The 23,720-nt window shown below is 40.0% G+C and carries 23 protein-coding genes; 13 read left to right on the top strand and 10 right to left on the bottom strand.

The window, feature by feature from the left end; translation table 11 throughout:
• Positions 1-30 precede the first annotated feature (30 nt).
• The 6 genes from nqrF to FHK88_RS00460 all read right to left on the bottom strand — a co-directional run bounded on the left by nqrF (position 31) and on the right by FHK88_RS00460 (position 6,026).
• Positions 31-1,269 carry an NADH:ubiquinone reductase (Na(+)-transporting) subunit F gene (gene nqrF, locus FHK88_RS00485; protein ID WP_227428825.1) on the bottom strand — a complete coding sequence of 413 codons (1,239 nt, stop codon included), beginning with the start codon at positions 1,267-1,269 and terminating at the stop codon, positions 31-33.
• Between the two features lie 86 nt (positions 1,270-1,355).
• Entirely contained in the window at positions 1,356-1,964 is a 609-nt protein-coding gene (nqrE, locus tag FHK88_RS00480; protein WP_227428824.1) for an NADH:ubiquinone reductase (Na(+)-transporting) subunit E, read from the bottom strand.
• Positions 1,964-2,638: an NADH:ubiquinone reductase (Na(+)-transporting) subunit D gene (locus tag FHK88_RS00475; RefSeq protein WP_227428823.1), complete on the bottom strand. Its 675-nt coding sequence runs from the start codon at positions 2,636-2,638 to the stop codon at positions 1,964-1,966. Before FHK88_RS00475 ends, nqrE begins: the two co-directional genes overlap by 1 nt.
• A gap of 1 nt (position 2,639) precedes the next feature.
• On the bottom strand, positions 2,640-3,452 hold the full coding sequence (locus tag FHK88_RS00470; RefSeq protein WP_227428822.1) for a Na(+)-translocating NADH-quinone reductase subunit C: 813 nt from the start codon (positions 3,450-3,452) through the stop codon (positions 2,640-2,642).
• Positions 3,433-4,668 (bottom strand): NADH:ubiquinone reductase (Na(+)-transporting) subunit B, encoded by a 1,236-nt coding sequence (locus tag FHK88_RS00465; RefSeq protein WP_227428821.1) that lies wholly within the window; start codon positions 4,666-4,668, stop codon positions 3,433-3,435. The genes FHK88_RS00470 and FHK88_RS00465 overlap by 20 nt, the downstream gene beginning before the upstream one ends.
• Before the next feature lie 5 nt (positions 4,669-4,673).
• Complete coding sequence (locus FHK88_RS00460; RefSeq protein ID WP_227428820.1) at positions 4,674-6,026, bottom strand: Na(+)-translocating NADH-quinone reductase subunit A; 1,353 nt, start codon at positions 6,024-6,026, stop codon at positions 4,674-4,676.
• 450 nt (positions 6,027-6,476) lie between these two features.
• Here FHK88_RS00460 and hisA point away from each other — a divergent pair, with 450 nt between their 5' ends.
• From hisA to FHK88_RS00430, 6 genes are all read left to right on the top strand, one after another.
• Entirely contained in the window at positions 6,477-7,214 is a 738-nt protein-coding gene (gene hisA / locus FHK88_RS00455) for a 1-(5-phosphoribosyl)-5-[(5-phosphoribosylamino)methylideneamino]imidazole-4-carboxamide isomerase (RefSeq protein WP_227428819.1), read from the top strand.
• Positions 7,215-7,369: 155 nt separating this feature from the next.
• Complete coding sequence (locus FHK88_RS00450; protein ID WP_227428818.1) at positions 7,370-8,893, top strand: mechanosensitive ion channel family protein; 1,524 nt, start codon at positions 7,370-7,372, stop codon at positions 8,891-8,893.
• A gap of 73 nt (positions 8,894-8,966) precedes the next feature.
• Complete coding sequence (locus FHK88_RS00445; protein WP_227428817.1) at positions 8,967-9,365, top strand: hypothetical protein; 399 nt, start codon at positions 8,967-8,969, stop codon at positions 9,363-9,365.
• Between the two features lie 70 nt (positions 9,366-9,435).
• A complete protein-coding gene (locus tag FHK88_RS00440; protein WP_227428816.1) occupies positions 9,436-10,449 on the top strand; it encodes an NADP-dependent oxidoreductase in 1,014 nt (337 codons plus the stop codon).
• Positions 10,450-10,463: 14 nt separating this feature from the next.
• Positions 10,464-11,120 carry a histidine phosphatase family protein gene (locus FHK88_RS00435; RefSeq protein ID WP_227428815.1) on the top strand — a complete coding sequence of 219 codons (657 nt, stop codon included), beginning with the start codon at positions 10,464-10,466 and terminating at the stop codon, positions 11,118-11,120.
• A gap of 70 nt (positions 11,121-11,190) precedes the next feature.
• Entirely contained in the window at positions 11,191-12,456 is a 1,266-nt protein-coding gene (locus FHK88_RS00430) for a hypothetical protein (protein ID WP_227428814.1), read from the top strand.
• Positions 12,457-12,467: 11 nt separating this feature from the next.
• On the opposite strand, the gene FHK88_RS00425 is transcribed toward FHK88_RS00430, so the two are convergent.
• Positions 12,468-13,556 (bottom strand): ADP-ribosylglycohydrolase family protein, encoded by a 1,089-nt coding sequence (locus FHK88_RS00425; protein WP_227428813.1) that lies wholly within the window; start codon positions 13,554-13,556, stop codon positions 12,468-12,470.
• 93 nt (positions 13,557-13,649) lie between these two features.
• Here FHK88_RS00425 and FHK88_RS00420 point away from each other — a divergent pair, with 93 nt between their 5' ends.
• A complete protein-coding gene (locus FHK88_RS00420) occupies positions 13,650-13,928 on the top strand; it encodes a hypothetical protein (protein WP_227428812.1) in 279 nt (92 codons plus the stop codon).
• 16 nt (positions 13,929-13,944) lie between these two features.
• Here the strand turns inward: FHK88_RS00420 and FHK88_RS14090 are convergent, their stop codons facing one another.
• Complete coding sequence (locus FHK88_RS14090) at positions 13,945-16,311, bottom strand: alpha/beta fold hydrolase (protein WP_264480566.1); 2,367 nt, start codon at positions 16,309-16,311, stop codon at positions 13,945-13,947.
• Between the two features lie 331 nt (positions 16,312-16,642).
• Between FHK88_RS14090 and FHK88_RS00410 the strand changes: the two genes are divergently transcribed.
• Complete coding sequence (locus FHK88_RS00410) at positions 16,643-17,152, top strand: GlcG/HbpS family heme-binding protein (RefSeq protein ID WP_227428811.1); 510 nt, start codon at positions 16,643-16,645, stop codon at positions 17,150-17,152.
• 105 nt (positions 17,153-17,257) lie between these two features.
• Here the strand turns inward: FHK88_RS00410 and FHK88_RS00405 are convergent, their stop codons facing one another.
• Entirely contained in the window at positions 17,258-17,551 is a 294-nt protein-coding gene (locus tag FHK88_RS00405; RefSeq protein ID WP_227428810.1) for a hypothetical protein, read from the bottom strand.
• Between the two features lie 52 nt (positions 17,552-17,603).
• The gene (locus FHK88_RS00400) at positions 17,604-19,475 is read right to left on the bottom strand and encodes an ABC transporter ATP-binding protein (RefSeq protein ID WP_227428809.1); all 1,872 of its coding nucleotides are present in this window, start codon (positions 19,473-19,475) and stop codon (positions 17,604-17,606) included.
• A 206-nt stretch (positions 19,476-19,681) separates the two neighbouring features.
• On the opposite strand from FHK88_RS00400, the gene FHK88_RS00395 reads away from it, so the two are divergent.
• The 5 genes from FHK88_RS00395 to FHK88_RS00375 all read left to right on the top strand — a co-directional run bounded on the left by FHK88_RS00395 (position 19,682) and on the right by FHK88_RS00375 (position 23,621).
• A complete protein-coding gene (locus tag FHK88_RS00395) occupies positions 19,682-20,632 on the top strand; it encodes an EamA/RhaT family transporter (protein ID WP_227428808.1) in 951 nt (316 codons plus the stop codon).
• Between the two features lie 147 nt (positions 20,633-20,779).
• On the top strand, positions 20,780-21,676 hold the full coding sequence (locus tag FHK88_RS00390; RefSeq protein WP_227428807.1) for a fructose bisphosphate aldolase: 897 nt from the start codon (positions 20,780-20,782) through the stop codon (positions 21,674-21,676).
• Between the two features lie 191 nt (positions 21,677-21,867).
• Complete coding sequence (locus FHK88_RS00385; RefSeq protein ID WP_227428806.1) at positions 21,868-22,344, top strand: hypothetical protein; 477 nt, start codon at positions 21,868-21,870, stop codon at positions 22,342-22,344.
• A 57-nt stretch (positions 22,345-22,401) separates the two neighbouring features.
• Entirely contained in the window at positions 22,402-23,169 is a 768-nt protein-coding gene (locus FHK88_RS00380; RefSeq protein ID WP_227428805.1) for a polymorphic toxin-type HINT domain-containing protein, read from the top strand.
• Positions 23,169-23,621, top strand: coding sequence for a hypothetical protein (locus FHK88_RS00375; protein WP_227428804.1), 453 nt, complete (start codon positions 23,169-23,171; stop codon positions 23,619-23,621). The genes FHK88_RS00380 and FHK88_RS00375 overlap by 1 nt, the downstream gene beginning before the upstream one ends.
• Positions 23,622-23,720: the final 99 nt, after the last annotated feature.

Here is a 23,720-nt window from a genome sequence, read left to right as displayed (position 1 = left end):
TTTTATTGCTAATTATAAATGCTTGGGTTATTAACCACCGAAGTCATCAAGTAAGATGTTTTCATCCTCTACACCCAGTGAGTGTAGCATGTCGATGACAGCAGCGTTCATCACTGGTGGTCCACACATATAGAACTCACAATCTTCTGGGTTTGGATGGTCTTTCAGATACTCTTCGTACAAGACATTGTGAATAAACCCTGTGTAGCCGTCCCAGTTGTCTTCAGGTTGTGGGTCAGACAGTGCCACATGCCATTCAAAGTTATCAAACTCTTCGGCAAGTGAATCATAATCTTCGACATAGAACATCTCACGTACAGAGCGAGCACCATACCAGAAGCTGATTTTGCGGTCAGAGCTAAGGCGTTTAAGTTGGTCAAAGATGTGAGAACGCATTGGTGCCATACCTGCACCACCACCGATAAAGACCATTTCAGCTTTGGTGTCTTTGGCAAAGAATTCACCATAAGGACCTGATACAGTGACTTTATCACCGGGTTTGAGGTTAAATACCCAAGAAGACATTTTCCCTGGTGGGATGCCTTCAGGGCCTCTTGGTGGTGGACTGGCGATACGAATATTAAACTTGATGATACCTTTTTCTTCAGGATAGTTTGCCATTGAATAAGCACGAATCACAGGCTCTTCTACCTTAGAAACATACTTAAACATATTAAACTGCTCCCAGTCACCACGATATTCTTCAGCAATATCAAAGTCTTTGTAATGCACTTCATGTGGTGGTGCTTCTAGCTGAACATAACCACCTGCACGGAAGTTAACTTCTTCGCCTTCAGGAATCTCAAGCACCAACTCTTTAATAAACGTGGCAACGTTGTCGTTTGAGCGGACAGTACATTCCCATTTTTGTACATCAAAGAACTCTGGGTCAATTTCAATATCCATGTCTTGCTTGACAGCAACCTGACAAGCCAAACGCATATTATCGCGGATTTCACCTTGGGTAAAATGTCCTTCCTCGGTGGGTAGAATTGAGCCACCACCTGAGATGACTTTACAGCGACACTGACCACATGTACCACCACCACCACAGGCAGAAGATAAAAAGATACCTTCGTTTGCCAGTGTTTGTAGCAGTTTGCCCCCTGCTGGGGTCACGACATCATTGTCGGGATTATCATTGATATGAATGGTGACATCACCTGAGCTAACCAGTCGTGAGCGGGCGACCAAAATAATGCCGACCAAGCTCATGATGATCAGGGTAAACATGGCGACGCCACCGATTGCCGTACCAAATAACTCCATGATACTTTTCCTTATTGAGTGTGGGGTAGGGCAGTTGGGTTACCACTTTTGAGTCACTGCCGCCACCCTCATGAATGAGAAAACGGTTAAATCGACATGCCACCAAAGGACATAAAGCCCAATGACATCAAGCCTACAGTAATAAAGGTAATACCTAAGCCACGTAACGGAGCAGGCACATCAGAGTATTTAAGTTTTTCACGAATACCTGCCAGTAAGGCAATGGCAACTGCCCAACCAAGCCCTGCACCAATACCATAGGTAATAGACTCAGTAAAGTTATAGTCACGCTCTACCATAAATAGTACACCACCCATGATGGCGCAGTTTACGGTAATCAGTGGTAAGAACACACCCAAAGCGTTATATAGTGCTGGTACAAACTTATCTAAAAACATCTCCAAAATCTGTACTGTGGCAGCAATCAGAGCAATGTAGCTAAGCAGACCCAAAAAGCTTAAATCCATATTTGGGAAGCCTGCCCATGCCAAAGCACCATTTTTTAGGATAAATTGGTATAGCAAGTTATTTAGCGGTACAGTAATTGCCATAACCACCACAACCGCAACACCTAGTCCTAGAGCAGTTGATACCTTTTTGGAGACTGCCAAGAATGTACACATACCCAAAAAGTAGGCAAGTGCCATATTCTCAATAAATACTGAGGTTATAAATAAACTAAGATAGTGTCCCATTAGTGATGCCCTCCGTGTGCCAGACCTTTCGATTGTGGTTTAATCACAAATTCAGGCTCTTCAACCTGCTCAGGCTTTTTCAAGCGAACAAGGGTAATGAACAATGCAATGATAAAGAATGCTGAAGGTGGTAGTAGTAATAGACCATTTGGAACATACCAGCCACCATTGGTAACAGGGTTCAAAATAGTGATGCCAAACCAGCTACCAGCACCCAATAACTCACGCAGACTGGCGACAAATAGTAAGACGGCAGAGTAGCCAAGACCATTACCAATACCATCTAAAAAGCTAGGGATTGGTGGGTTGCTCATCGCAAAGGCTTCTGCACGACCCATAACAATACAGTTAGTAATAATCAAGCCGACGAATACCGACAATGATTTACTCACATCATATGCCACTGCTTTTAGGATTTGGTCAACAATGATAACCAGTGATGCAATAATCGTCATCTGTACGATGATACGAATACTTGAAGGAATGCGGTTACGAATTGTTGAGATAAAAAAGCTAGAAAATGCCGTTACCAATGTCAAAGCAATACACATAACCAGTGCGTTTTTGACACTGGTAGTGACCGCCAATGCTGAACAAATACCTAAGATTTGTAAGGCAATGGGGTTATTATCAAAAATTGGTGTGGTTAAGATTTTTTTGGTATCAGTTGCCATATCACGCCTCCTTGCCATCACGTAAGTTATCTAAAAATGGCTTGTAACCTTGGTCGCCTAGCCAGAACTGAATAAAGTTACTTACCCCACGGCTGGTCAACGTTGCACCACTGATGCCATCGACCCAGTTGTCTTTGTGGTTACCCGCTTTGGTGACACCAGTTGCGACTTCGCCACTGTCATCATAAGACTCGATGCCTTCCCATTTTGCCCGCCATTCAGGCTCTTCAATGCGAGCGCCAAGTCCGGGTGTTTCTTTATGCTCATAGAAGCTGATACCTTTGATGGTATTTAGGTCATCTTCTAATGTTAAGAAGCCATAGATAGTACCCCAAAGACCATAGCCATAGATGGGTAGTACGATAAGCTCTGGCTGACCATTAGCCCCATTTTTGACATAGATTTTGGCGTACTTAGGCTTACTACCAATACCTGCTGGGTCATTGTCACCTAAGTCAATGCCCAAATCTTTACTTTTAGAAGCAAGATTGGCATCGTAGTCGGCAACATCAGTGATACCAGCAGCTTGTAAATCTGCTTCTGTTGCATATTTACCAGTGGTTAAATCAACCAACTTGATATCGAACTCTTTAAATTTTTGTTGAATTTCAGAGTTGCTCACCTCAGGTGAGTCGATGATACCGGCGGCTAATAAAATATTTTTGTTACGGTCAAGGCGGCTATTTTCGACTTGTTTTGGCTTTAAGCCGACTGCCACTGCTGAGACCATGACCGAGCATACTAAGCAGAGTACAAGGGCAACACTAATGGTGGTAATGTTGCTATTGCTTTTTTTATTTTGCGGTTGGGACATGACGCATCCTCCGTGCAGTTTGGCGTTTGATGTTGGCTTGAGTGACAAAATAGTCGAACAACGGAGCGAACAAGTTTGCAAATAAGATGGCAAGCATGATGCCTTCTGGGAAGGCTGGGTTAATCACACGAATGACCACCGTCATAAAGCCAATAAGTATCCCATAAGCCCAGCGTCCTTTGTTGGTATGTGCCGCTGAGACAGGGTCTGTTGCCATAAAGACGATACCAAAGGCAAAGCCACCCAATACTAAATGCCAGTAAAATGGTAGATTCATCATTGGATTTTCGGTAGAGCCGATGGCATTAAAGAGAAGTGAAGTTGCTACTAAGCCGATAACCCCACCTGCCATGATTCGCCATGAAGCGATGCGTGTCCATAATAAAACCGCAGCACCCATTAAAATGGCGATGGTTGAACCTTCACCAATACTACCTTGCATATTACCAAAAAAGGCATCGGTCCAAGTGATGGTTTGCTGATACGCATTAACAAACTGATCTGGAGAAACACCGATTGCTGCTAAGCCAAGAGGCGTTGCTCCTGAAAAACCATCAACCGCCGTCCATACCGTATCACCTGACATATATGCAGGGAATGAGAAATATAAAAATGCCCGTCCTGCTAATGCTGGGTTGAGGAAGTTTTTACCTGTACCACCAAAGACTTCTTTAGCAACGACCACACCAAAAGTAATACCTAGTGCGACTTGCCATAAAGGCGTATCAGGGGGTAAGCTCAAGGCAAATAGTACTGAAGTGACAAAGAAGCCCTCATTGACTTCATGCCCACGCACCACAGCAAAGATGACTTCCCATAAGATACCAACTGCGAAGGTGGTGATGTAAATAGGTAAAAACTGCATCGCACCATAGACAAAGCAAGCAAACCAGCTATTTGGGTCATAGCCGACTAACCCTGTAATGATGGTACGCCAGCCCTCAGGTGTTACACCTAACTGGCTGATTGCCATTAATGCTTGGTGTCCTACATTGTACATACCCCAAAACATCGCAGGGAAAGTACATAGCCAGACGGTAATCATAATACGTTTTAGGTCGATACCATCACGGACGTGAGAGGCTGAATAAGTAGTTGAGCTTGGTTGACGGAAAAATGTGTCAAACATCTCATAGACAGCATAGTACTTTTCGTATTTGCCACCTTTTTCAAAATGTGGGGCTGCACGGTCAAATATGTTATGAATAAATTTCATCTCGTTTAGCCCTCCTGCTCAATGCGAGTTAAGTTATCACGTAGAATATCGCCAAACTCGTATTTGCCTGGAGATACGAAGGTACATAATGCCAAATCTTCTTCATCAAGCTCTAATGCCCCAAGATCAACTGCTGTAACGATGTCTTCAACGATTAAGGCACGTAATAGCTGTGTGGGCAAATAGTCTTGAGGCATGACAGTTTCAAATACACCGATAGGTACCATGGCACGAGGTGAGCCATTAGATGTCGTGGTGAAGTTGAACTTTTTATTTTTAAAGAAGTGTGAGATATAAATTGGCAGTTTAGAAAAGCGATTTTTACCTGTGCTAAAGAAGTGGAACGCTGGACGTTCACGACCTTCGGCTAAGACACTGACTTGATTATGGAAGCGTCCTAGATAGGCAACTTGCTCAAATATTTTGCGTCCTGCCAGTACCGAGCCTGAAATGATGCGGTTATCTGTCCCCTGAAGCTGGTCTTGAGTCAGCTCAGTTAGTGATGCACCACGCTCGGTAGCAATGAGACGTGGGTTTTTCACTGAAGGTCCTGCCAAGCTAATCAAGCGCTTGGTATATAGGCGACCTGTGGTAAATAACTTACCAATGGCAATCACGTCTTGATAGCCAATCGTCCATACGGTTACTTCACGGCTGACAGGGTGTAAAAAGTGAATGTGTGTACCAGCTAGCCCTGCGGGATGAACACCAGAAAAAGCATGGTATTCAGTCACATTGCCATTGGCTGTCTGGGTAATTTTAGGAATGTTGGCATCACCATGATGACAAACATACGTTTTTGGTGATAATGTCGATAACACTGCCAAGCCATCATTAAAGGCTTGAGTCTCTTCATTAATCACAATCATTGGGTCAAAGGCAAGTGGATTGGTGTCTATTGCTGTGACGAAGATGGCACTGGGTCGAGCGCCGATATCTGGCGTACGACTGTAGGGACGGCTACGAAATGCTGTCCATTCACCTGATTTGATGAGTTGAGCTTCAACAGTTTCAGAGTCTAAGTTTGCCAACTCGGTTGAATTGAATCGTTTAAACTCGACTTCCTCGGCAGTGGGGTCGACTTCGATCACCAAGCTTTCAAACACTCGGCGCTCGCCACGGTTAACCGCAATCACTTTACCTGATGCAGGTGCAGTGTAGATGACTCCGACCCGTTTTTTGTCTTCAAAGACAGGCTGACCCTTTACTACGATATCACCCTCGGTGACATTCATGGTAGGCTTCATGCCCACATAATCGTAGCCAATGAGTGCCACAGTTTTCGGCACATGCTGGCTGATCTCATTGCTAGGCTCGCCAGCAATGGGTACGTCCAACCCTTTTTTAATGGTAAACATAAGCGAACTTAATCCATAGGCTAAGGAAAGATACCAGACGTCCTGTGTGGCTTGAGCAAGTTGCTATTCATTTGTACTTAGCAAGACTTGCACGAGATAAGAGTATTAACCTGACTGATGAGTATCTATGGATACTAGCAGGCTTAGGGATATAGACTATTCAATAATTAAAACCTTACATAGAAAGCATCAAGTACAGAAAATCTAGCATCCTCTGAGCGATTAATATCTTAAATATAAGAAGACAGTGGCGACTGGCTACCAAAATACATATACAATATGACCTAGGATTATACGTCAAATTACCCTAAAATTGCCAGTCAGTTAAAAAACTGTGTGTTTATTGCACAAAAAAATGACTTAACATCAAATATTTTCTATATTCCTGCTCTATCATATTGTCATTTCAAGACTTTTTTACTTTTTGAGTTTCCAATTAAGGATTTTATTATGTCAAACACACCTGTAATTATTCCTGCTATTGATTTAAAAGATGGAAAATGCGTACGCTTAAAACAAGGGCGTATGGAAGATGATACTGTATTTTCAAATGACCCTGTAGCGATGGCTTCTCGCTGGGTCAATGAAGGGGCAAGACGTCTACATCTGGTAGACTTAAATGGTGCATTTGATGGTGTACCAGTACATAAGTCTGTGGTGACAGATATTGCCAGCGCCTTTCCTAACTTGCCCATCCAGCTAGGTGGTGGTGTGCGTCGCCTAAAAACCATTGAGCAGTATATGAAAGCAGGCTTAACTTATATCATTATTGGTACAAAGGCTGTTGAAGATCCAGACTTTGTGGCAGAGGCATGCCGTGAGTTTGCAGGGCATATCATCGTTGGTATTGATGCCAAAGATGGCATGGTTGCTACGCATGGCTGGGCAAATGTGACTGAGGTAAAAGCGGTTGACTTAGCAAAACGCTTTGCGGACGTTGGCGTTTCGTCAATTGTGTATACTGATATTGCCCGAGATGGGATGATGCAAGGGGTAAATGTCGAGCAAACAGTGAATCTGGCACGAGAAGGTGGGATTCCTGTGATTGCTTCAGGTGGCGTAACGGATTTAAAAGATGTTGAGCTGCTCAAGCCTTATGGTGACTGCATTGAAGGTATCATTACAGGGCGTGCGATTTATGAAGGTACACTAGATTTACGAGCGGCTCAAAGTCTATTGGATGCTTAGTTTTTATAAGAAGAGTATCAAATGAGCGCCTATATTTAGAGTCAATACAAGCAGTTATCAAATCAGTTGATAGGCGGTCAATATTTTTTGTATCAAAATGTGTGCGGGTGATTATTGTGACGACTGTAGGTAATATAAATGTCAATCATATCAGTATGAGTATAAACAGCATACGTAATTTTTTTTGTGGTGTATTACTGATATTGAGTGTGACGTTACCTGCACATGCTGTCATTGATGAGATAGTTGCAGCAGATAGTGCTTTGGCTGCTGCAAGTGGTCAAGCTGAGCCTACAACCGCACCAGAAGTAGATACGCCCATTGAGCCTGTCTCAGCACCACCAAAAGACAATGAAATCAGACAACGTATCAAAGGCATCTTTTCAGAAATAGAAGGTCTGCATAACGTCACTGTTACTGTCAATCAAGGTGTCGTGCTATTAGGTGGTGAAACGCCTAACGAAAAGAAAGCTCAGCAAGCACTGAAGCTGGCAGGTAGAGTGGGTAATGTTGTCACCGTGGAAGATAACATCAGCCGTACTTTGGATGTGCAGGATAATGTGACACCAGTAGTCAATGACCTAAAGGCAAGAGCGCAAGGTTTGGTAAAGGCCTTGCCATTGTTACTGGTGGCATTGTTGGTATTTGCTGTAGTGGCGTGGTTTGGTGCATGGTTATCTGGTCGAGACAGTATCTGGCAAAGGCTAACACCAAATCCGTTTGTCGCAGAGCTACTGTCTCAAACCATCAAAGTCATCTTTATCATCATTGGGCTGATTTTAGGCTTAAGCCTGATGGGGGCAGAAGCGATTATTGGGACGCTTTTGGGTGGTGCAGGGGTGATTGGTATAGCCGTTGGTTTTGCGGTCAAAGACACCATCGAAAACTACATTTCATCGCTTATGTTAAGTGTGCGTCAGCCATTTCGGGCACGAGACCAAGTAGTGATTAATGGACAAGAAGGCATTGTGGTACGTTTGACCTCTCGTGCGACTATCTTAATGACATTAGATGGTAATCAGCTACGAATTCCTAACTCAGAAGTATTTAAAGGGACGATTTTAAACTATACCAAAAACCCCGAAAGACGCTTTACCTTTCAGCTAGGGGTTGATGCCAATGATGATCCCATTGCCGCCATTAAAGTCGGGTTAGACGCCATCAATAGTTTGGACTTTGTGTTAACACAACCAAAGGCGAGTGCCAATATTGACCAAGTGGGGGATTCAAACATCGTACTGAGCTTTCAGGTATGGGTTGACCAATCCAAAACAGACTTTAGTAAAGCTCGTAGTATCGCCATTCGTGAAGCCAAACATGCCTTAGAAGATCAAGGCTTTAGCCTTCCTGAACCGATTTATCGCCTGCGTTTTAATGGTGATATTGAATCTGCACTCAAGCAAGCCATATTAACTAATGTTAGCACTGATGAAATAGTGAGCTCACCGGATACACCTATTAGCTCTGATGGGGTAGCACCTCATACTGTGACAATTGAACCTGCTGAGGCTCAAAAGAAAATCGAAGCCAAACAACGTGCGAAAAAAGTACTGAGTGAAGGCTCGGTCGATGATATCTTAGATGCCCGACCTGATACTAAGCTGATGGAAAAAGTCGAAGAAGAAATTGCAGAAGCAGGGGCATCTGACTTGTTGGATAATCATAGTCCTCAGGAATAATATTTGTAGAAGTCATACGCATTCATGTAGGTTATCAAAGATATCAAAAAGCCATTAGGAATATAAAAGGGTGATGCAAAATAATATCTTAAGTGATGCCCGAATCGTTGCTGTCTATAATGCTAACGGTGGCATTATGGGTGAGCTAAGTTATGTGATAGGCAAAGTTTTGGGCAATACCCATTGTGCTTTATGTGATATTAGTCATGGCAACTCTATTAAGGCCAAAGCACAGTGGCGAGAGCGAGTGGCAAGTTTTCCCATTCCTGTGCAAGCGGTGCATATAAATGAGATGGACGAGGCAACCCAGAAAGCCAGCCAAGGGCAAAGTCCTGTTGTGGTGTATTTGGATGGGAAAAATGACCATATTATTATGATTGCGGAAGAGTTAGAGAGTTGCCAAGCAAGTCCACAGCTATTTTTTGATAAGTTATTAGAAAAAATAGTATCGTTGCCATTTTCAAAACTTTAATTTTTTAGAAAGCCTTAAAATAGATATTTTGTAAATAATTTGAATGATATAGAAAAATAAGGAACACTTAATGAGCCAGCTTATCAACCAATCAATCCCTAATAGCCAAACTGCCATGACCATTAAAGAGTTTGGTGAAGCTGATGTTTTTAAACAACAAAATGACTTTGCCATACCCACGCTAAACGATGGTCAAGTGCTGATAAAAGTCGCCTATGCAGGTATTAACCCTGTTGATTATAAAACCCGACAAGGCTTAGGTTGGGGCGCAGATAACATTCGTAATCAGCAATTTGCCAACAACCAACCTGCCGTTTTGGGCTTTGATGTGGCAGGGGAAGTGGTTGCCAGTAAAGATAGCCGTTTTAACATCGGTGATAAGGTATCAGCTCTTAGCTTTAATGGCGGTTGCTATGCTCAATATGTGGCTGTCGCAGGAGAGCTATTAGCTCCCATTCCTAATGACGTGGATTTAAAAACCGCAGGGGCAATGCCTTGCGTCGCCACCACTGCCAAACAGCTATTGGACTTTGCCAAAATCAAGCAAGGCGAGCATGTGGTTATCAATGCCCCCGCAGGTGGTGTGGGTCATTTGTTAATCCAAATGCTGATGGGATTGGTTGATACGCTTGATGTTCAGCTGAGCGTTATTTGTTCTAAAGAAAAATATCAAAAACTTGCCAGCCTAATTGATTGCGATAAATTAGCAGGTTGGATTGACTATCAGCAATATGGTGATGAGCAAGCATTTCCTGAGTTGCAAGCCGATGTTTTACTTGACCTTGTCGGTGGGCAGGCAGGTATCAAAGCCTTATCAACGCTAAAAACCAATGGCAAGGTGTATGTATTGCCAAGTATTTGGGCGGACAAACTCAAAGAGGCAGGGGCAGATAAAAACTTACAAGTAGCAGGTTTTATCGCCAAACCCAATGCCCAAGACTTGACGGATATGCTCCAAAAAGTTGCTGACAAACAATTAAGCGTACATATCCAATCAACCTATCCTTTAACCGAAGTTGCCAAAGCTCATCAAGAGTTAGAAAAAGGGCATAGCTTTGGTAAGATTGTGTTAGAAAATAATTAAATTGAGAAATAATAATGAAAACCCTTTATTTTATCCGTCATGGTGAAAGTCTTGCCAATACAGGGGCAAAGTCCATGCCCGACCGTGAAATTCCCTTAACAGAACTTGGGCAACAGCAAGCACGTGAGCTTGCCAAAAAATGGCAAACCCCGCCCAATAAAATCTACTGCTCACAAATGCTACGCTCGCAACAAACCGCGCAAGCCTTTTGTGATAAGTTTCAATTAAATGCACAGACTGGCTCTGACACTGATTATGAAAGCTGTTATAAAATCTTGCCTTGGCTAAATGAGTTTGGCTGTTTAGGTTATGCCACCATTGAAGGTATGATGGGAAAAGAGCGGGCAGTGCTTGCCAAACAATATTGGCAAACGGCTGATTTAGAACATCGTGATACACATGATTCAGATAGCTTTGCTGACTTTTTGGCTCGGGTGGATAATCTTATCAGCCAACTTGATGAATTTGAGGATAACAGTTTATTTTTTGGGCATGGGATTTGGATTGGGCTGTTGGCTTGGCGGTTAATGGGCTGTCAATTTAAGGACAATGCCGATATGCGACGCTTTCGCCAATTCCAAACCGCTATGCCAATGGCAAATACTGTGGTTTATCGTTTGTTGGTTAGTGGTGAGGTTAGGCAGTTACAATGGGTGAATATGGCGGATTAGTGATTGTAAAAAGTGAGGAAGTCTTGTTATGATATGGAGCATATTATGATAATTATTATTGGAGAAGTATATGAGCGATAAGAATAATATCCATGAAATAGTAATTGCAGATAGTGAAAATGAAAAGGTTTTTTCACTTAAAAAAATAGACAGACATGTTAAAGGGAGACAGCTGTCATTAAATGAGCAAAACTTTATAGAGAGTCATCTTTCATCAATCATTGGTAGTATTCCTAATATTGGAAAAACAATAGATAGTATGAATAGTTATACTGCACATTTTTCTAAAGATACAATGGAAAATTTGAAAAATGGAGTGGTTGTTATTCATAAAACTAAAGAAGGAAAAATTCTGCCTCAGGTAGTAGATAAAGAGAGCAAAAAAATTCTTGAGCAGGCAAGACTGAAATCAGGAGTAAGCCCTGCTAATATGGCTTTACTAGGTTTGCAAATAGCAACAATGATTACTGCCCAACAACATTTAGCTACAATTAATAGCAAGCTTAATGATATTAATAAAGGATTGGAGGAAATCAGTAAATATTTAGAAGAGCAATACTTTTTAGAAATACAAGAAGATATAGATCATGTGAGGTCATTAATAAATTCTTTTAGTAAAAATCAATATAATTTTTTTGATGAATTTGAGAAAATTCATATACATCATATTGTACCTGTGTTTAAAAGAATTAATAAAAATATAAGGATATTAGTCAATAAAATATTAAGTAGTATTGAAAAAATGGAATTGAAGAAATTTGATGAAAGAAAAATAGATAAGACGATTATTAGTTTTAATGAAGATTTTGATAAAATATATAACCTTATTGAAATATTATATTCTATGATTCAAGCTCAACAGATGATTGAGTATATTTATAATATATTTTATACTAACTCTTCATTCAATGATAGTTGGCATGAAAAAATAGAAAAAAATATTTTTACTTATAGAAGTATTATAGAGAAATTTAATAAAGTAGTAGATAAAAAAAATGATGAACTAGATGAAAGTTGGGCTTGGTATGAAATATTAGGTACAGGAGCTATGGTAACTGCAGCTTTGCCTGTGGTAGCTATTTGGCAAGGTTTGAGTTTAACTGGCTTAGTTAAACCTATAGATTTCAATGAAGAAACAGAGCTGGAAAAAGCAAAAAAATTAAATAAAGAACCATTAAAAAATAAAATGAAAGAAATTAATAGAGGTTTGTATGATTTAGAGAAGTTTTCTGAAAAATTTAAGGATAATATGAATATTAAGGTAGATATTGTTTTTGATATTACACCAGATGGTGAAGCATCTAATATTAGATTGTTAGAAAAAATAAATTATTAATTTGTTAGAAGTTATTTGTTGTTGTTATCTAAACTATCAACTGTAGAAAATAAATGGTTGACATTATTTGGTGAGCTTAATAAATAGGCAGTTTCAAATAAAGACCACAAAATATCCTTACCCCTTAACTTATCCAGCCAATCTTGTGGCATATTTTCCACCCCAAAGCGTAACCCTGCAATACCACCGGCGATACAAGCGGTGGTATCCGTATCTCGCCCTAAGCTAATGGACGCTTTAATCACATTTTTATAGCTATCCTGCTGTTGCGCCCAATAGGCACTACGCAAGCTGTCCACCACATAGCCACTACCTGTTACCTCAGCTTGTCTGTCATCAGGACAAATATGAGATTGCAATTCTTCTAAATGTTTAACCAATTGTAATTGCTGATAAATCTGCGTTAATTGAGTGATTGCCTGTTGCCATGCCAACTGATAATCTTGCCCTGCAATGATGTTTACCGCCCACAAACAATATAACCCGCAACATACTTGCGAGCGTGGGTGTGGGTGAGTAAGCCATGATTGCTGATGGGCTAACTGCACCAGATTTGCCAACATTACCAAATCATTTTGCCTGTCTATTTGCTTATCATTTTGCTTATCCATCTGTTGACAAGACACAAACCACAATACCAAAGGTAATACCCGCATGAGTGAACCATTGCCATTGGTTCGCACATCATAAACCATCTTATCAACAGCAAATAACTCATTTAAATCAACATCTTGCTCTAGTTGTTGCTGACGTACTAATAGCATCTCTGAGGTTTGTACGCCAATATCAAATACCTCATAATCTACCGCCATATAGCCTATATTTTGCCAATTTAAAAAGCGTCTGGCTAAATCGTTTAAATCTAAGCTCTGTTTATCTAATAATGAGGCAAGTAAACATAAGGCTTGTGCGCCATCGTCTGACCATGTACCCACCGCTATGGTGGGATAAGTGCGTTTAAAATTGGTAGGTGGAGTGATATCAATATCAGCAAATTCGGGTAGATTTTGGGGCAGGTTAAATTCATAGGGTACGCCCACCGCATCTCCGATAAGCAAGCCGTACATTGCCCCTAAAAATTGTGATTGGGTGAGGGTCATTATTTGTCCTTATTTATTCTTATAATGGATATGATAGTTGCTATACTAATGACATATCTTATTCAGTTCAATACTCAACATAGGAACAGCCCCATGCAGTCCAAAACCATGATTATTATTGCTCTCGTTGCTGGTATCGCATTGGTTATTTTTAATATTGCTATTAGCTATAATGAGCCTGACACTGTTTCCGCCGAAATCGCCTCTACAGAAGTTGCCAATACAGATAATACAGCTAATACAAATGATGATATTGCCAATAAACCTTTAGGTCAACAACCCAAAGCCATATTGGATAAAGCTAATAATCAGATTGAACAAGCGCAACAGCTTGAAAATGATAAGATGGCAGAGATAGAAAATATGCAATAAACCACAATCATTTATATTAGACCGTTATTAACTTCATAAGCTTTAATTGGGTTTGCATGATGACAAAGTATTTACGAATATCTGGATTTTTTAAATCATCTATCAGTTGTTGTTTTTGCGGTTGTGATAGGGCTTGAGTGGATATTTGTGAGTTTTTTATTTTTAAAGATAGTTCACTGGCTACTTGCTGAAAAACACTGCTTATATTGTCAGGTAATATATCTTGATGCTCTTTTAAATAGTCTATTAATAAAAAAAACTGCTCCCACGCTGGTAAATATCGACTATATTGCAAATACTCACATTCATTTAACTTTAATAACTGAGCATAGTTTTTATATTCACTTTGGCTAATAATAGAATGCTGACTAAAAAACTTATCTTTGCTCTGTTGGTTAACCTGATAATCTGGATTTTCTACTATCAGTGTTTGAGTCAAATTGTGTTCAGGCATGATTAATAAAGCACAATTTATGATTTCATTAATCAGCCATTGTTGCCAATGAGGGTTCTTAGTCAGCGTGTCTACTAATAGCTCTTTATCTTGTAAATTTTCAATCAGTTTTAACAATGTTCTGCTAGCTTTTTGTTCGCCTAACTCAGTGATTAAAACCTCTTGTATCTGCCCAAAATCCATACCCTGTTGTTTGAGATAAAACCACAAAGTTTGCATTTGTGAGGGGGTAGCAAGGGGTAAATAATGGATGGCGATGGCTTGCCAAACTTCTACAGGTTGATGATAAACGAGGTTCATTAGTAGTTTAAAATAAAACTGGCGATTTTTGATGCGGTGAGGTTTGTTGTTATAGGACTCCTGCAATAAGGCCTGTTGCTCAATAATAGGCAAACTGGTCAGCACATTCCAAACCTGCATATTCACTCCAATATCAGGGGAAGATAACGCCAGCTTAATTAAATATTGCGTATCAAACTGTTGTGATTCTGCCAATAGTTGATAGACGGCACGTACTGCTTTTCCTTGAAAACGCATTAAAAAATCTTGTAGTTGTGCTTGGCTATCAGGGTGACAATATAAATCTAACAGTTTGGCTAAAATCTGTTGATATTGGCTACGTGATTGCGTCTTTAAATGTAAAAACTCAGGTGTCTGATGCAATAAAATGGATAAATTACTAGGATGTATCCAATCTAATAGTGCTGGCAAAGCCAGTTTGCGTATGGGGTTCACATAATCATTTTGACGGGTCAGCAAAATAGGCAATAAACGTGGGTCATTATTAAACTGCTGAATGAGCCTTTTTAATGCCCATTCACGTTGATAACCATCTCGATTTTGACAACGCTCTTTTAACTGTTCAAATGTATGTTCATCTAAAGATTGAGTGAGTGTTAGCTTGGCTGATTTCATTTGAGTATTTTTAGTCTCTTGAATGATTGGTTTTTGTGTTACTGAAGGCGAAGTGTTTTGCTTAAGTGGTTGTTGTTGATAATCCTCCAAAATCACCTCTGCACAGCCTTCAGGATTTTCTATTGGTAATAGATGTCCGTTTTCAGCTAGGATAATAGTATTTTTATCATCAACCAATCCTTGCCAATTTTTGCGTACTTTATCACTGACAAAAATAGTGGGTTTACCCAATATTAGCGTATAAGGCACATTCAGGCGGTTTAATTGTTTTAAGGCATCATCAATATACGGCGTGCCAAAATAATTTGCCAACTCTTGCTTGGGTGAAAAAATCAGCTCATATTGTCCATCGTCTCGTTGCTCTAAGCTGTTAGTAGCATAAACCTTTAAGTGCTCATCACTGACCCGTTTATAAGCCCGATGACTGCGTAAAAACTGATAATAGTCCTCAATACTTTGCCAAGTGGTCGGTTTTTTTAAAGTGCTTTTAAACGGCTCTTGTCTCATTTTTAGCCATCTTGGTAACAAGTTATAAACTAGGGTTTGTTGCTTGGTAAAAGTAACTGGTTCAATAAGATATAGCTTGGAGAATAAATCAGGACGTTTGGCACAGGCAAGGGCAGTGGCGGTTGCCCCTTGCGAATGTCCGATACCGATAACGGGTTTATTTTGCGTCTTTTCTAAAAACTCAATCAGCATATCCGCGTCTTGCTCTCGGGTCAGGGTTTTGGCAGTGGGCAAATCATACCAATAGCCACGCATGGCAAGGCTGGTGATATCAAACTGGCTGGCAAGCTCGCTCAATAATGGCTGATACACGCCCACCGCAAAGCCATTACCTCCATAAAAATGGGCAGGGAGTCGCGGGTTCGTTGGTTTATTTATCTGGCTTTGATTGTCTAAATGATTTTTCAAAGCTGTTAAATCTTTTAAATCAAAGTAACGGGCATTTTTGCCATCAATGCTGATAGATTTAGCAAATTGTTCAAAGCCAGTTGGGTTCATGGAAGACATAGGGTTGTGCCATATATAGTCAGAGTAAGAAATATCATTAGACTATAGCATACAAAGATAGGTAATTATCGAGATGAAGTAATGTGTTTATTATGTATAATAAAATTTAAGAGTTTGTTAACGTTTTTGGGTAGATTGGTATCAGTTTTTGAGAAGAGTTTGCATCTAGCAATGAGTTTTGGGTAAAGTATACAAGAGCAAGTCTTGGTAAAAAACAATTTACTTAATAGCTTAATCTTTTCTATATCGGATTGAGTGAGAAGTTATTTAATACAATGATTGCTCACTGACCCATGATAGTTTTCACTAACATAAATATAAGGATAAAGATATGCGTATGAATAAAAAAGTATTGCTAGCTTCTGCTTTATTTGCTTCTGCTACAGTAGCACAAGCACTACCCACTCAATCAACAAGTGTTCCAGCCGTTGTATCAAAGAGTAGTATCAGTACGGCTGCTGCCATTCAAGTGGCTCAAAAAGCAGTCGCTCAATGTAAGCAAAATGGTTATTCAGTAACTGCTACAGTTGTTGATGCTTCAGGAACACCTTTGGTACAACTGCGAGATGAAAACGCAGGACCACATACATTAAATAGTAGCTATCGTAAGGCATTTACAGCAGTGTCTTTAAAAAAACCTACCGCCGACTTTGCCGATATGATTGCGGGCAATGCGAAGATAGAAGGTTTGCGTGATATGGATGATCGTTTATTGTTCTTAGGTGGTGGTGTGCCAATCTTGGTTAGTGATACCGTGATAGGTGCTGTTGGTGTTGGTGGCGCACCAGGCGCAGACTTAGATGTTGAGTGTGCTAGTGCAGGTATGACGGTTTTTAAATAATAACCTTTTAACTTAACACTCTTGTTTTAAAGGGTGATTGATTTAGCCATTACTTTTTATCCCCTTAAAGTTATTGACAGTTTTGTGAATGGCTTTAAGGGTTTTTTAATGCCATAAGACATGATTGAATAGCTCTAGTAGTGGACTAGCTTTGATACATTTTTGTTGGCTAACATAATGGTTGTCTGATTTTGGATAGTAATGCAAAACCACTGCAAACTCTTTGTTATTAACCATAAAAGTATATTCTTCAAAATTTTTGACACCTAAATCAGAATTCACCGGTTGTCCCAGTTTTTCTATAATAAAGGCTCGTTCTTTACCAATAAGTTGTTCATTGATTGGTAAACCATTTATTTGGCATTGCACTTGTTTATTAAAGCATCCTGATAAGTTCAAAGTGGATACTAGGGATAATATTATGATTGTAAACTTTGCTTGAGATATTTTCCTAGTCACCTTCATCCTCACCCAAAAATCCCCCACTTTGCCGTTGCCATAATCGAGCATAAACACCATTTTGAGCAATCAGTTCATCATGGCTACCCTGTTCAATGATACACCCATTATCCATAACCACCAAACGGTCAAGGGCTGCAATGGTAGAGAGGCGATGGGCAATGGCAATCACAGTTTTGCCTGCCATCATATCGTGTAGGCTTTGAGTGATGGCATGCTCTACTTCAGAGTCTAGGGCGCTGGTGGCTTCATCAAGTAGTAAAATAGGTGCGTTTTTGAGCATGACTCGGGCAATGGCGATGCGCTGGCGTTGTCCACCAGAGAGCTTAACGCCTCGCTCACCAACTTGAGTATCTAGTCCTGTATTGCCTTTTGCATCGTGTAGGGTCTGGATAAAGTCCCATGCTTGAGCGCGCTTGGCAGCAGCAATAATCTGTTCATCTGTCGCATCAGGGCGACCATAAGCAATATTTTCCCGTACAGTACGATGTAGCAGTGAGGTGTCTTGTGTCACCATACCAATATGTTGGCGTAAGCTCTCTTGTGTGACATGGGTGATGTTCTGTCCATCAATGCTAATCTGCCCATCATCAACGTCATAAAAACGCAATAATAGATTTACCAGTGTCGATTTTCCCGCACCAGAGCGTCCAACCAAGCCAACTTTTTCTCCTGCATGAATGTGTAGATGAAAGTCAGTAAGTAGAGGGGTATGCGTAGTGATTTGTGTATTTGAGGCATGTTTGGCATAGCTAAAATTGACATGCTCAAACTGAATATGACCTTGAGTCACTACCAGTTGCTGTGCTTTTGGCGCATCAGTGATGGTTTGGGGTGCTGAAAGAGTTTTCATACCATCTTGCACTGTACCGATGTTTTCAAATAGGCTTGCTGTTTGCCACATAATCCAATGTGTTAGCCCATTAAGGCGTAGTGCCATCGCAGTAGCGGCGGCAATCGCACCTGCTGCCACGACTTGCTGATGCCATAGGTATAGACCAATAATGGCAGTACTACCGACCAAAACCACACTGATAATATGATTGACTATTTCAAGTGTGGTTACCCAGCGCATCTGCCCATGAACCGTTTGCAAAAACTGCTGCATGGCAGACTTGGCATAGCTAAGCTCACGTTGTGAATGGCTAAACAGCTTGACCGTCATGATATTGGCATACGCATCAGTGATGCGCCCTGTCATCAATGCACGTGCATCGGCTTGCACGCTGGCCGCATGACGTAGGCGAGGGATAAAAAAGAATAAGGTGGCGATAAATAGCACCAGCCATAATAAAAAAGGAATTAATAGTAGTGCATCTAGATGAAATAAAATCACCCCACTGGTGATAAAGTAAACACTGACATAGGTCAGCATATCGGTGATGGTCATGACGGTATCTCGCACTGCCAAAGCCGTCTGCATCACCTTTGCAGAGACGCGTCCAGAGAACTCATCTTGATAAAACTGCATCGACTGCCCGAGCATACGCTGATGAAATCGCCAGCGCATCTGCATTGGAAAGACCCCTTGTAATACCTGAAAATGCACCAATGAGGTAAGCCATATCCATAGAGGGCTTAAAAATAATACCAGTGCCATCAGTATCAGGTCATTTTTTTTGCTGTCCCACAAAGTTTGTGGCGTAAGCTCTCCAAGCCAATTGACCAAATCTCCCACCCATGCAAACATCATTGCTTCATACACACCCACACCTGCGGTGAGAATCATAAACAGTAGCAACCAACCACGTAGCCCACGCGTACACGCCCATAAAAATGGTAGTAGCCCTGAGCTGGGTAGTGCTTCGGTGCTGCTTGGAAAAGGTGGAAGTCGAGACTCAAAAAAACGAAAAATAGTTTTCATAATGGCTACTGACTATTGGGAAAGTGCGCCTGCTATTTTAACAAAACTTCATGAACATCCTCGCACGTGAATTGTAACGACTATCATCAATCTAGCGTCTGTCAAACATGCAGTGATATTTGTAATAGGTATCGTAATATCAGATAAAACATGGTATAAGATGAAATATCTTGTTACATTTATGGTTACTAATTGGGTACTCACTTATGGTTTATCTTGTTTTAGCAGTATTATGTAGTGTTAGTGTGTCAATACTACTGAAGGTTTTACGTCAGCGTGATATGGATATTCGCCAGACCATTGTCATGGGGTATCCAGTTGCATTGATGTTGACATGGCTATTACTAAAGCCTGATATCAGCTTGATTGAGTCATTAACACCAGCGTCGTGGGCTATTATCCTTGCATTGGGTATTTTATTACCATCAGTATTTGTGATTTTGGGACGTGCATTATCCACAGCAGGTATCATTGCTACGGATGCTGCCCAGCGTTTATCATTAATCATTCCCATAGTAGCTGCTTTTATACTGTTTGGTGAGCTTCTGACCACCCAGCGTTTGATGGGTATTATTTTGGGGTTTTTGGCATTGATTGCCTTACTTTATCGTGACAAGCCTGCTGATATCCCCACGACCTCATCACGTCATACACTGGATGCTGAGACATTAAGTAATACGACATGGCGCAATACACAGCAAAATCCATCAATCGCAACATCAAATAAGCCTTTATCGTCTCTACCCAATGCTTTTTGGTTATTAGGTGTGTGGCTAGGCTACGGTGTGATTGATATTTTATTTAAACAAGTTGCCAAACAAGGGACAGCATTTTCTCTCACATTACTAATCAGCTTTGGTTTGGCAGGGCTATTGTTACTAATTTATCTATTACTACAGCGTATCCGTTGGCAACGTCCAGCATTATTGGCAGGGTTGCTATTAGGTATGCTAAATATGGGCAATATTTATGCTTATGTCAAAGCACATCAGACCCTTGCAGATTCACCTAGCATCGTTTTTACAGGGATGAATGTTGGCGTGATTGCATTGGCAACCGTAGTGGGTGTCATATGGTTTAAGGAATCACTGAATAAAGCCAATATTGTTGGTTTAGGGTTAGCGGTTGCCTGTGTATTGGTATTATTTTTAGGGTAAATCCCTGTCAGAATTTTTTATTCAATGTTTTTAGTGGTTTTGATGTTGAATGTAACAATTTGATGATGCGAACAGTCATAAATTTCTGCTACCATGTGAAGCAATTTGTAAAATTTCGTTTAAATTAATAACTGGAGTAAGGAATTTATGAGTACCAGCTATCAGCAACAACTAGAAAGAATTAAAAATGACACAGGTTTTATCGCCGCTCTGGACCAAAGTGGTGGCAGTACGCCAAAAGCCTTACGTTTGTATGGGGTTGAAGAAAGCGAATATAACAATGATGATGAAATGTTTGCCCAAGTGCATGAGATGCGTCGTCGTATCATGACTTGTGACTGCTTTGATAGTGGGCGTGTGTTGGGTGCAATTTTGTTTGAAGATACTATGGACAGACAAGTTAATGATAAGCCAACCGCAAACTATCTATGGGAAGATAAAAACATTGTACCGTTTTTAAAAGTCGATAAAGGTTTGGCTGAGCAGATGGACGGCGTACAAGTGATGAAGCCGATTCCAACCCTAGATTCATTACTCGATAAAGCCAAAAACTATCCCATCTTTGGTACTAAAATGCGCTCAGTGATTCATACAGCCAGTGCCAGTGGTATTGAAAAAGTGGTACAACAGCAGTTTGATGTGGCAAAGCAAATCCTTGCTAAAGGGTTGATGCCCATTGTTGAGCCAGAAGTAACCATCAATACTGCTGATAAAGCAGAAAGCGAAACACTACTAAAAGCTGAGATACTACGTAACCTTGAGCGTCTCGATGATGGACAGCAAATCATGCTCAAATTAACCCTTCCAGAAGAAGCAGGCTTTTATCAAGATTTGGTCAATCATCCTAAGGTGCTAAAAGTAGTAGCATTATCAGGTGGTTATAGCCGTGAAGAAGCATGTGATAAACTTGCCCAAAATGCAGGCATGATTGCCAGTTTCTCACGTGCATTTACCGAAGGCTTGAGTAAATCACAAAGTGATGCAGAATTTTCTAGCACCATTGATGCATCTATTGACAAGATTTATAGTGCATCAAAAGGATAAGAGCAAAAATATAGTGGATAGAGTAGATAGTCGCCACTTTAAATATTTATAGTCTCTGTTTTACTTACTATTGGCATCAGGCAACTTATGGTTGTTACTGGTGCCTTGTTATTTAGGGGTGACATTGATTGTGAATTATTGATTAAAGAGGTGATTTTTGGATAGGCATAAAAATTAGGAAGATTAAATCTATGATAACAACCAGCCAGAAAATTAAGATTTCTATCTCTATTATCTCTTTATTTTTGATCGTTATTATTTATATATTTTTCTCAAAAATAAATAATTTTGAAGGAAGAATGGTTGAAAAGATTCGTACAGATAATGAAGTTGGGAAAGTTTACAAGTTGAATGAGTTTATGACATCTGCGACCTATAATTGGTTTGGAGGCGTTGATTATATTGACATAAAAGATGGTTTTGATATAGAAAGTGATGACGGCTTTGAAAAGTTTGTCTTTTGGAAAAATGATAGAGTGGTTAAAGTGATTAAAACTGACATAATAGGTATGGGTGACCTAAGAAGAAATCAAGTTTTTCTCGACTTAGAATCAGGTAGTGTTGGCGCCTATAGATGTAAGCCTAATTCAAGTATAGAGGTGATATATATTGACCAAGATAGTTTATACTTTTATATAAGACCTTTAAACTGTTTGAAAATAAAATAATGTGGTAATAAATACATTATCAGTAAAACTACTAAAACCTGCTCCTTCCGTGGAGATATGCTGGTTAAAACCATCACAGGTTATAAGCCAATTGCAAACATCCATGTGGGTGAGCAAGTTTTATCTCGAAATGAACACACTGGTCAGTTAAGCTTCCAGCAGGTACTTAACCAATATAATAACCCATACAAGCAAACGGTTTATATTGATATCAAAGATGCGACAGGCAACACGCAAACCATTGTCTCTAACAAAATACATCCATTCTTTACCAAAATTAATCACGACTATCCATTACCGCCTTCATCAGAAGGTCATGACTATCAGGGTGATATAGACAATGCTCAATGGGTGGATGCCAGTAATCTAAAAGCAGGCTATCAGCTTCTATCCGAAAATGGTGAATGGCAAGTTGTACAAAAAGTCCGCCAAACCAATGAGCCTTTATCAGCTTATAATCTAACTGTTAATAACGACCATACTTATTTTGTGACAGGTAGTGATAGTACTTATGGCGTTTGGGTGCATAATGCTTGTTTTGATAAATGGGGTATTAATGAGCATGTAGTTACTGTAGATCATCACAACTGGAGCAAGATATTTAGTGATGAGGACGTAACTCTAGATGATGTTAATCCAATTATTAAAGAAGCATTACGTAAAGGAGAGTGGGTAGATACGGGTTATATATATCATGGGGCTAAAGGCGTTAAGGTAGGGGATAAACTAATATTAACTCAAGAAGTTGATGGTCATACCATATGGGTTGAGGGTATTAGATTTTTAGATGGTACTGTGTCTCCAAAGAATGCAGGAGTTAAGTGATGTCATGTATAGCAGATAAACTAGATAAAATTAATTCTTTAATAGGGAATAGTGATTTTGATGGTGAGTTGACATTTAATTTGTTAAATAAAATTATTATAGATACTCAAGCAAATAAAGAGGAGATAGCTGATGCTTTGTTAATGAAAGGTCTAATCGTTGCAATGTATTGTTCTTATCTAACTGAATATGAAGAAGATGAGACTGGTTTAAAGTATTTCATAAAAGCATTTGAGTATAACCCTTATGAGTTAGGTATTTTATTTAATATATTAAATTCATTTACTGAGCATGATATGAGACAAGAATTTACCAGAAATAATACACATATGTTTATCAAGGCATATGATATTTTAAAAAATGAATTATATGATAGTTTGTCTCAGGAATTGAAAGAAATGCTAAAAAACTATGCTGATAAATACCAACAATTTAAGCATGAAGCAAGTTGAATAAGCTTGAGGTGGATAACAATCCGTCTTTGATATATCAGTTATCACACTAACCATTAGCAATACCATAACTCATAAAAAACGCACACCCAATCCTGA

Origin of the sequence: Psychrobacter sp. I-STPA6b, assembly GCF_020662265.1 — a bacterium.
Classification (GTDB): Bacteria; Pseudomonadota; Gammaproteobacteria; order Pseudomonadales; family Moraxellaceae; genus Psychrobacter.
This window is presented reverse-complemented; position numbering and strand designations above follow the sequence as displayed.

Excerpts from the sequence above, each read along its gene's own strand:
- nqrF (WP_227428825.1), bottom strand. The coding sequence starts at position 1,269 with ATGGAGTTATTTGGTACGGCAATCGGTGGCGTCGCCATGTTTACCCTG.
- nqrE (WP_227428824.1), bottom strand. The coding sequence starts at position 1,964 with ATGGGACACTATCTTAGTTTATTTATAACCTCAGTATTTATTGAGAAT.
- FHK88_RS00475 (WP_227428823.1), bottom strand. The coding sequence starts at position 2,638 with ATGGCAACTGATACCAAAAAAATCTTAACCACACCAATTTTTGATAAT.
- FHK88_RS00470 (WP_227428822.1), bottom strand. The coding sequence starts at position 3,452 with ATGTCCCAACCGCAAAATAAAAAAAGCAATAGCAACATTACCACCATT.
- FHK88_RS00465 (WP_227428821.1), bottom strand. The coding sequence starts at position 4,668 with ATGAAATTTATTCATAACATATTTGACCGTGCAGCCCCACATTTTGAA.
- FHK88_RS00460 (WP_227428820.1), bottom strand. The coding sequence starts at position 6,026 with ATGTTTACCATTAAAAAAGGGTTGGACGTACCCATTGCTGGCGAGCCT.
- hisA (WP_227428819.1), top strand. The coding sequence starts at position 6,477 with ATGTCAAACACACCTGTAATTATTCCTGCTATTGATTTAAAAGATGGA.
- FHK88_RS00450 (WP_227428818.1), top strand. The coding sequence starts at position 7,370 with ATGAGTATAAACAGCATACGTAATTTTTTTTGTGGTGTATTACTGATA.
- FHK88_RS00445 (WP_227428817.1), top strand. The coding sequence starts at position 8,967 with ATGCAAAATAATATCTTAAGTGATGCCCGAATCGTTGCTGTCTATAAT.
- FHK88_RS00440 (WP_227428816.1), top strand. The coding sequence starts at position 9,436 with ATGAGCCAGCTTATCAACCAATCAATCCCTAATAGCCAAACTGCCATG.
- FHK88_RS00435 (WP_227428815.1), top strand. The coding sequence starts at position 10,464 with ATGAAAACCCTTTATTTTATCCGTCATGGTGAAAGTCTTGCCAATACA.
- FHK88_RS00430 (WP_227428814.1), top strand. The coding sequence starts at position 11,191 with ATGAGCGATAAGAATAATATCCATGAAATAGTAATTGCAGATAGTGAA.
- FHK88_RS00425 (WP_227428813.1), bottom strand. The coding sequence starts at position 13,556 with ATGACCCTCACCCAATCACAATTTTTAGGGGCAATGTACGGCTTGCTT.
- FHK88_RS00420 (WP_227428812.1), top strand. The coding sequence starts at position 13,650 with ATGCAGTCCAAAACCATGATTATTATTGCTCTCGTTGCTGGTATCGCA.
- FHK88_RS14090 (WP_264480566.1), bottom strand. The coding sequence starts at position 16,311 with ATGTCTTCCATGAACCCAACTGGCTTTGAACAATTTGCTAAATCTATC.
- FHK88_RS00410 (WP_227428811.1), top strand. The coding sequence starts at position 16,643 with ATGCGTATGAATAAAAAAGTATTGCTAGCTTCTGCTTTATTTGCTTCT.
- FHK88_RS00400 (WP_227428809.1), bottom strand. The coding sequence starts at position 19,475 with ATGAAAACTATTTTTCGTTTTTTTGAGTCTCGACTTCCACCTTTTCCA.
- FHK88_RS00395 (WP_227428808.1), top strand. The coding sequence starts at position 19,682 with ATGGTTTATCTTGTTTTAGCAGTATTATGTAGTGTTAGTGTGTCAATA.
- FHK88_RS00390 (WP_227428807.1), top strand. The coding sequence starts at position 20,780 with ATGAGTACCAGCTATCAGCAACAACTAGAAAGAATTAAAAATGACACA.
- FHK88_RS00385 (WP_227428806.1), top strand. The coding sequence starts at position 21,868 with ATGATAACAACCAGCCAGAAAATTAAGATTTCTATCTCTATTATCTCT.
- FHK88_RS00380 (WP_227428805.1), top strand. The coding sequence starts at position 22,402 with ATGCTGGTTAAAACCATCACAGGTTATAAGCCAATTGCAAACATCCAT.
- FHK88_RS00375 (WP_227428804.1), top strand. The coding sequence starts at position 23,169 with ATGTCATGTATAGCAGATAAACTAGATAAAATTAATTCTTTAATAGGG.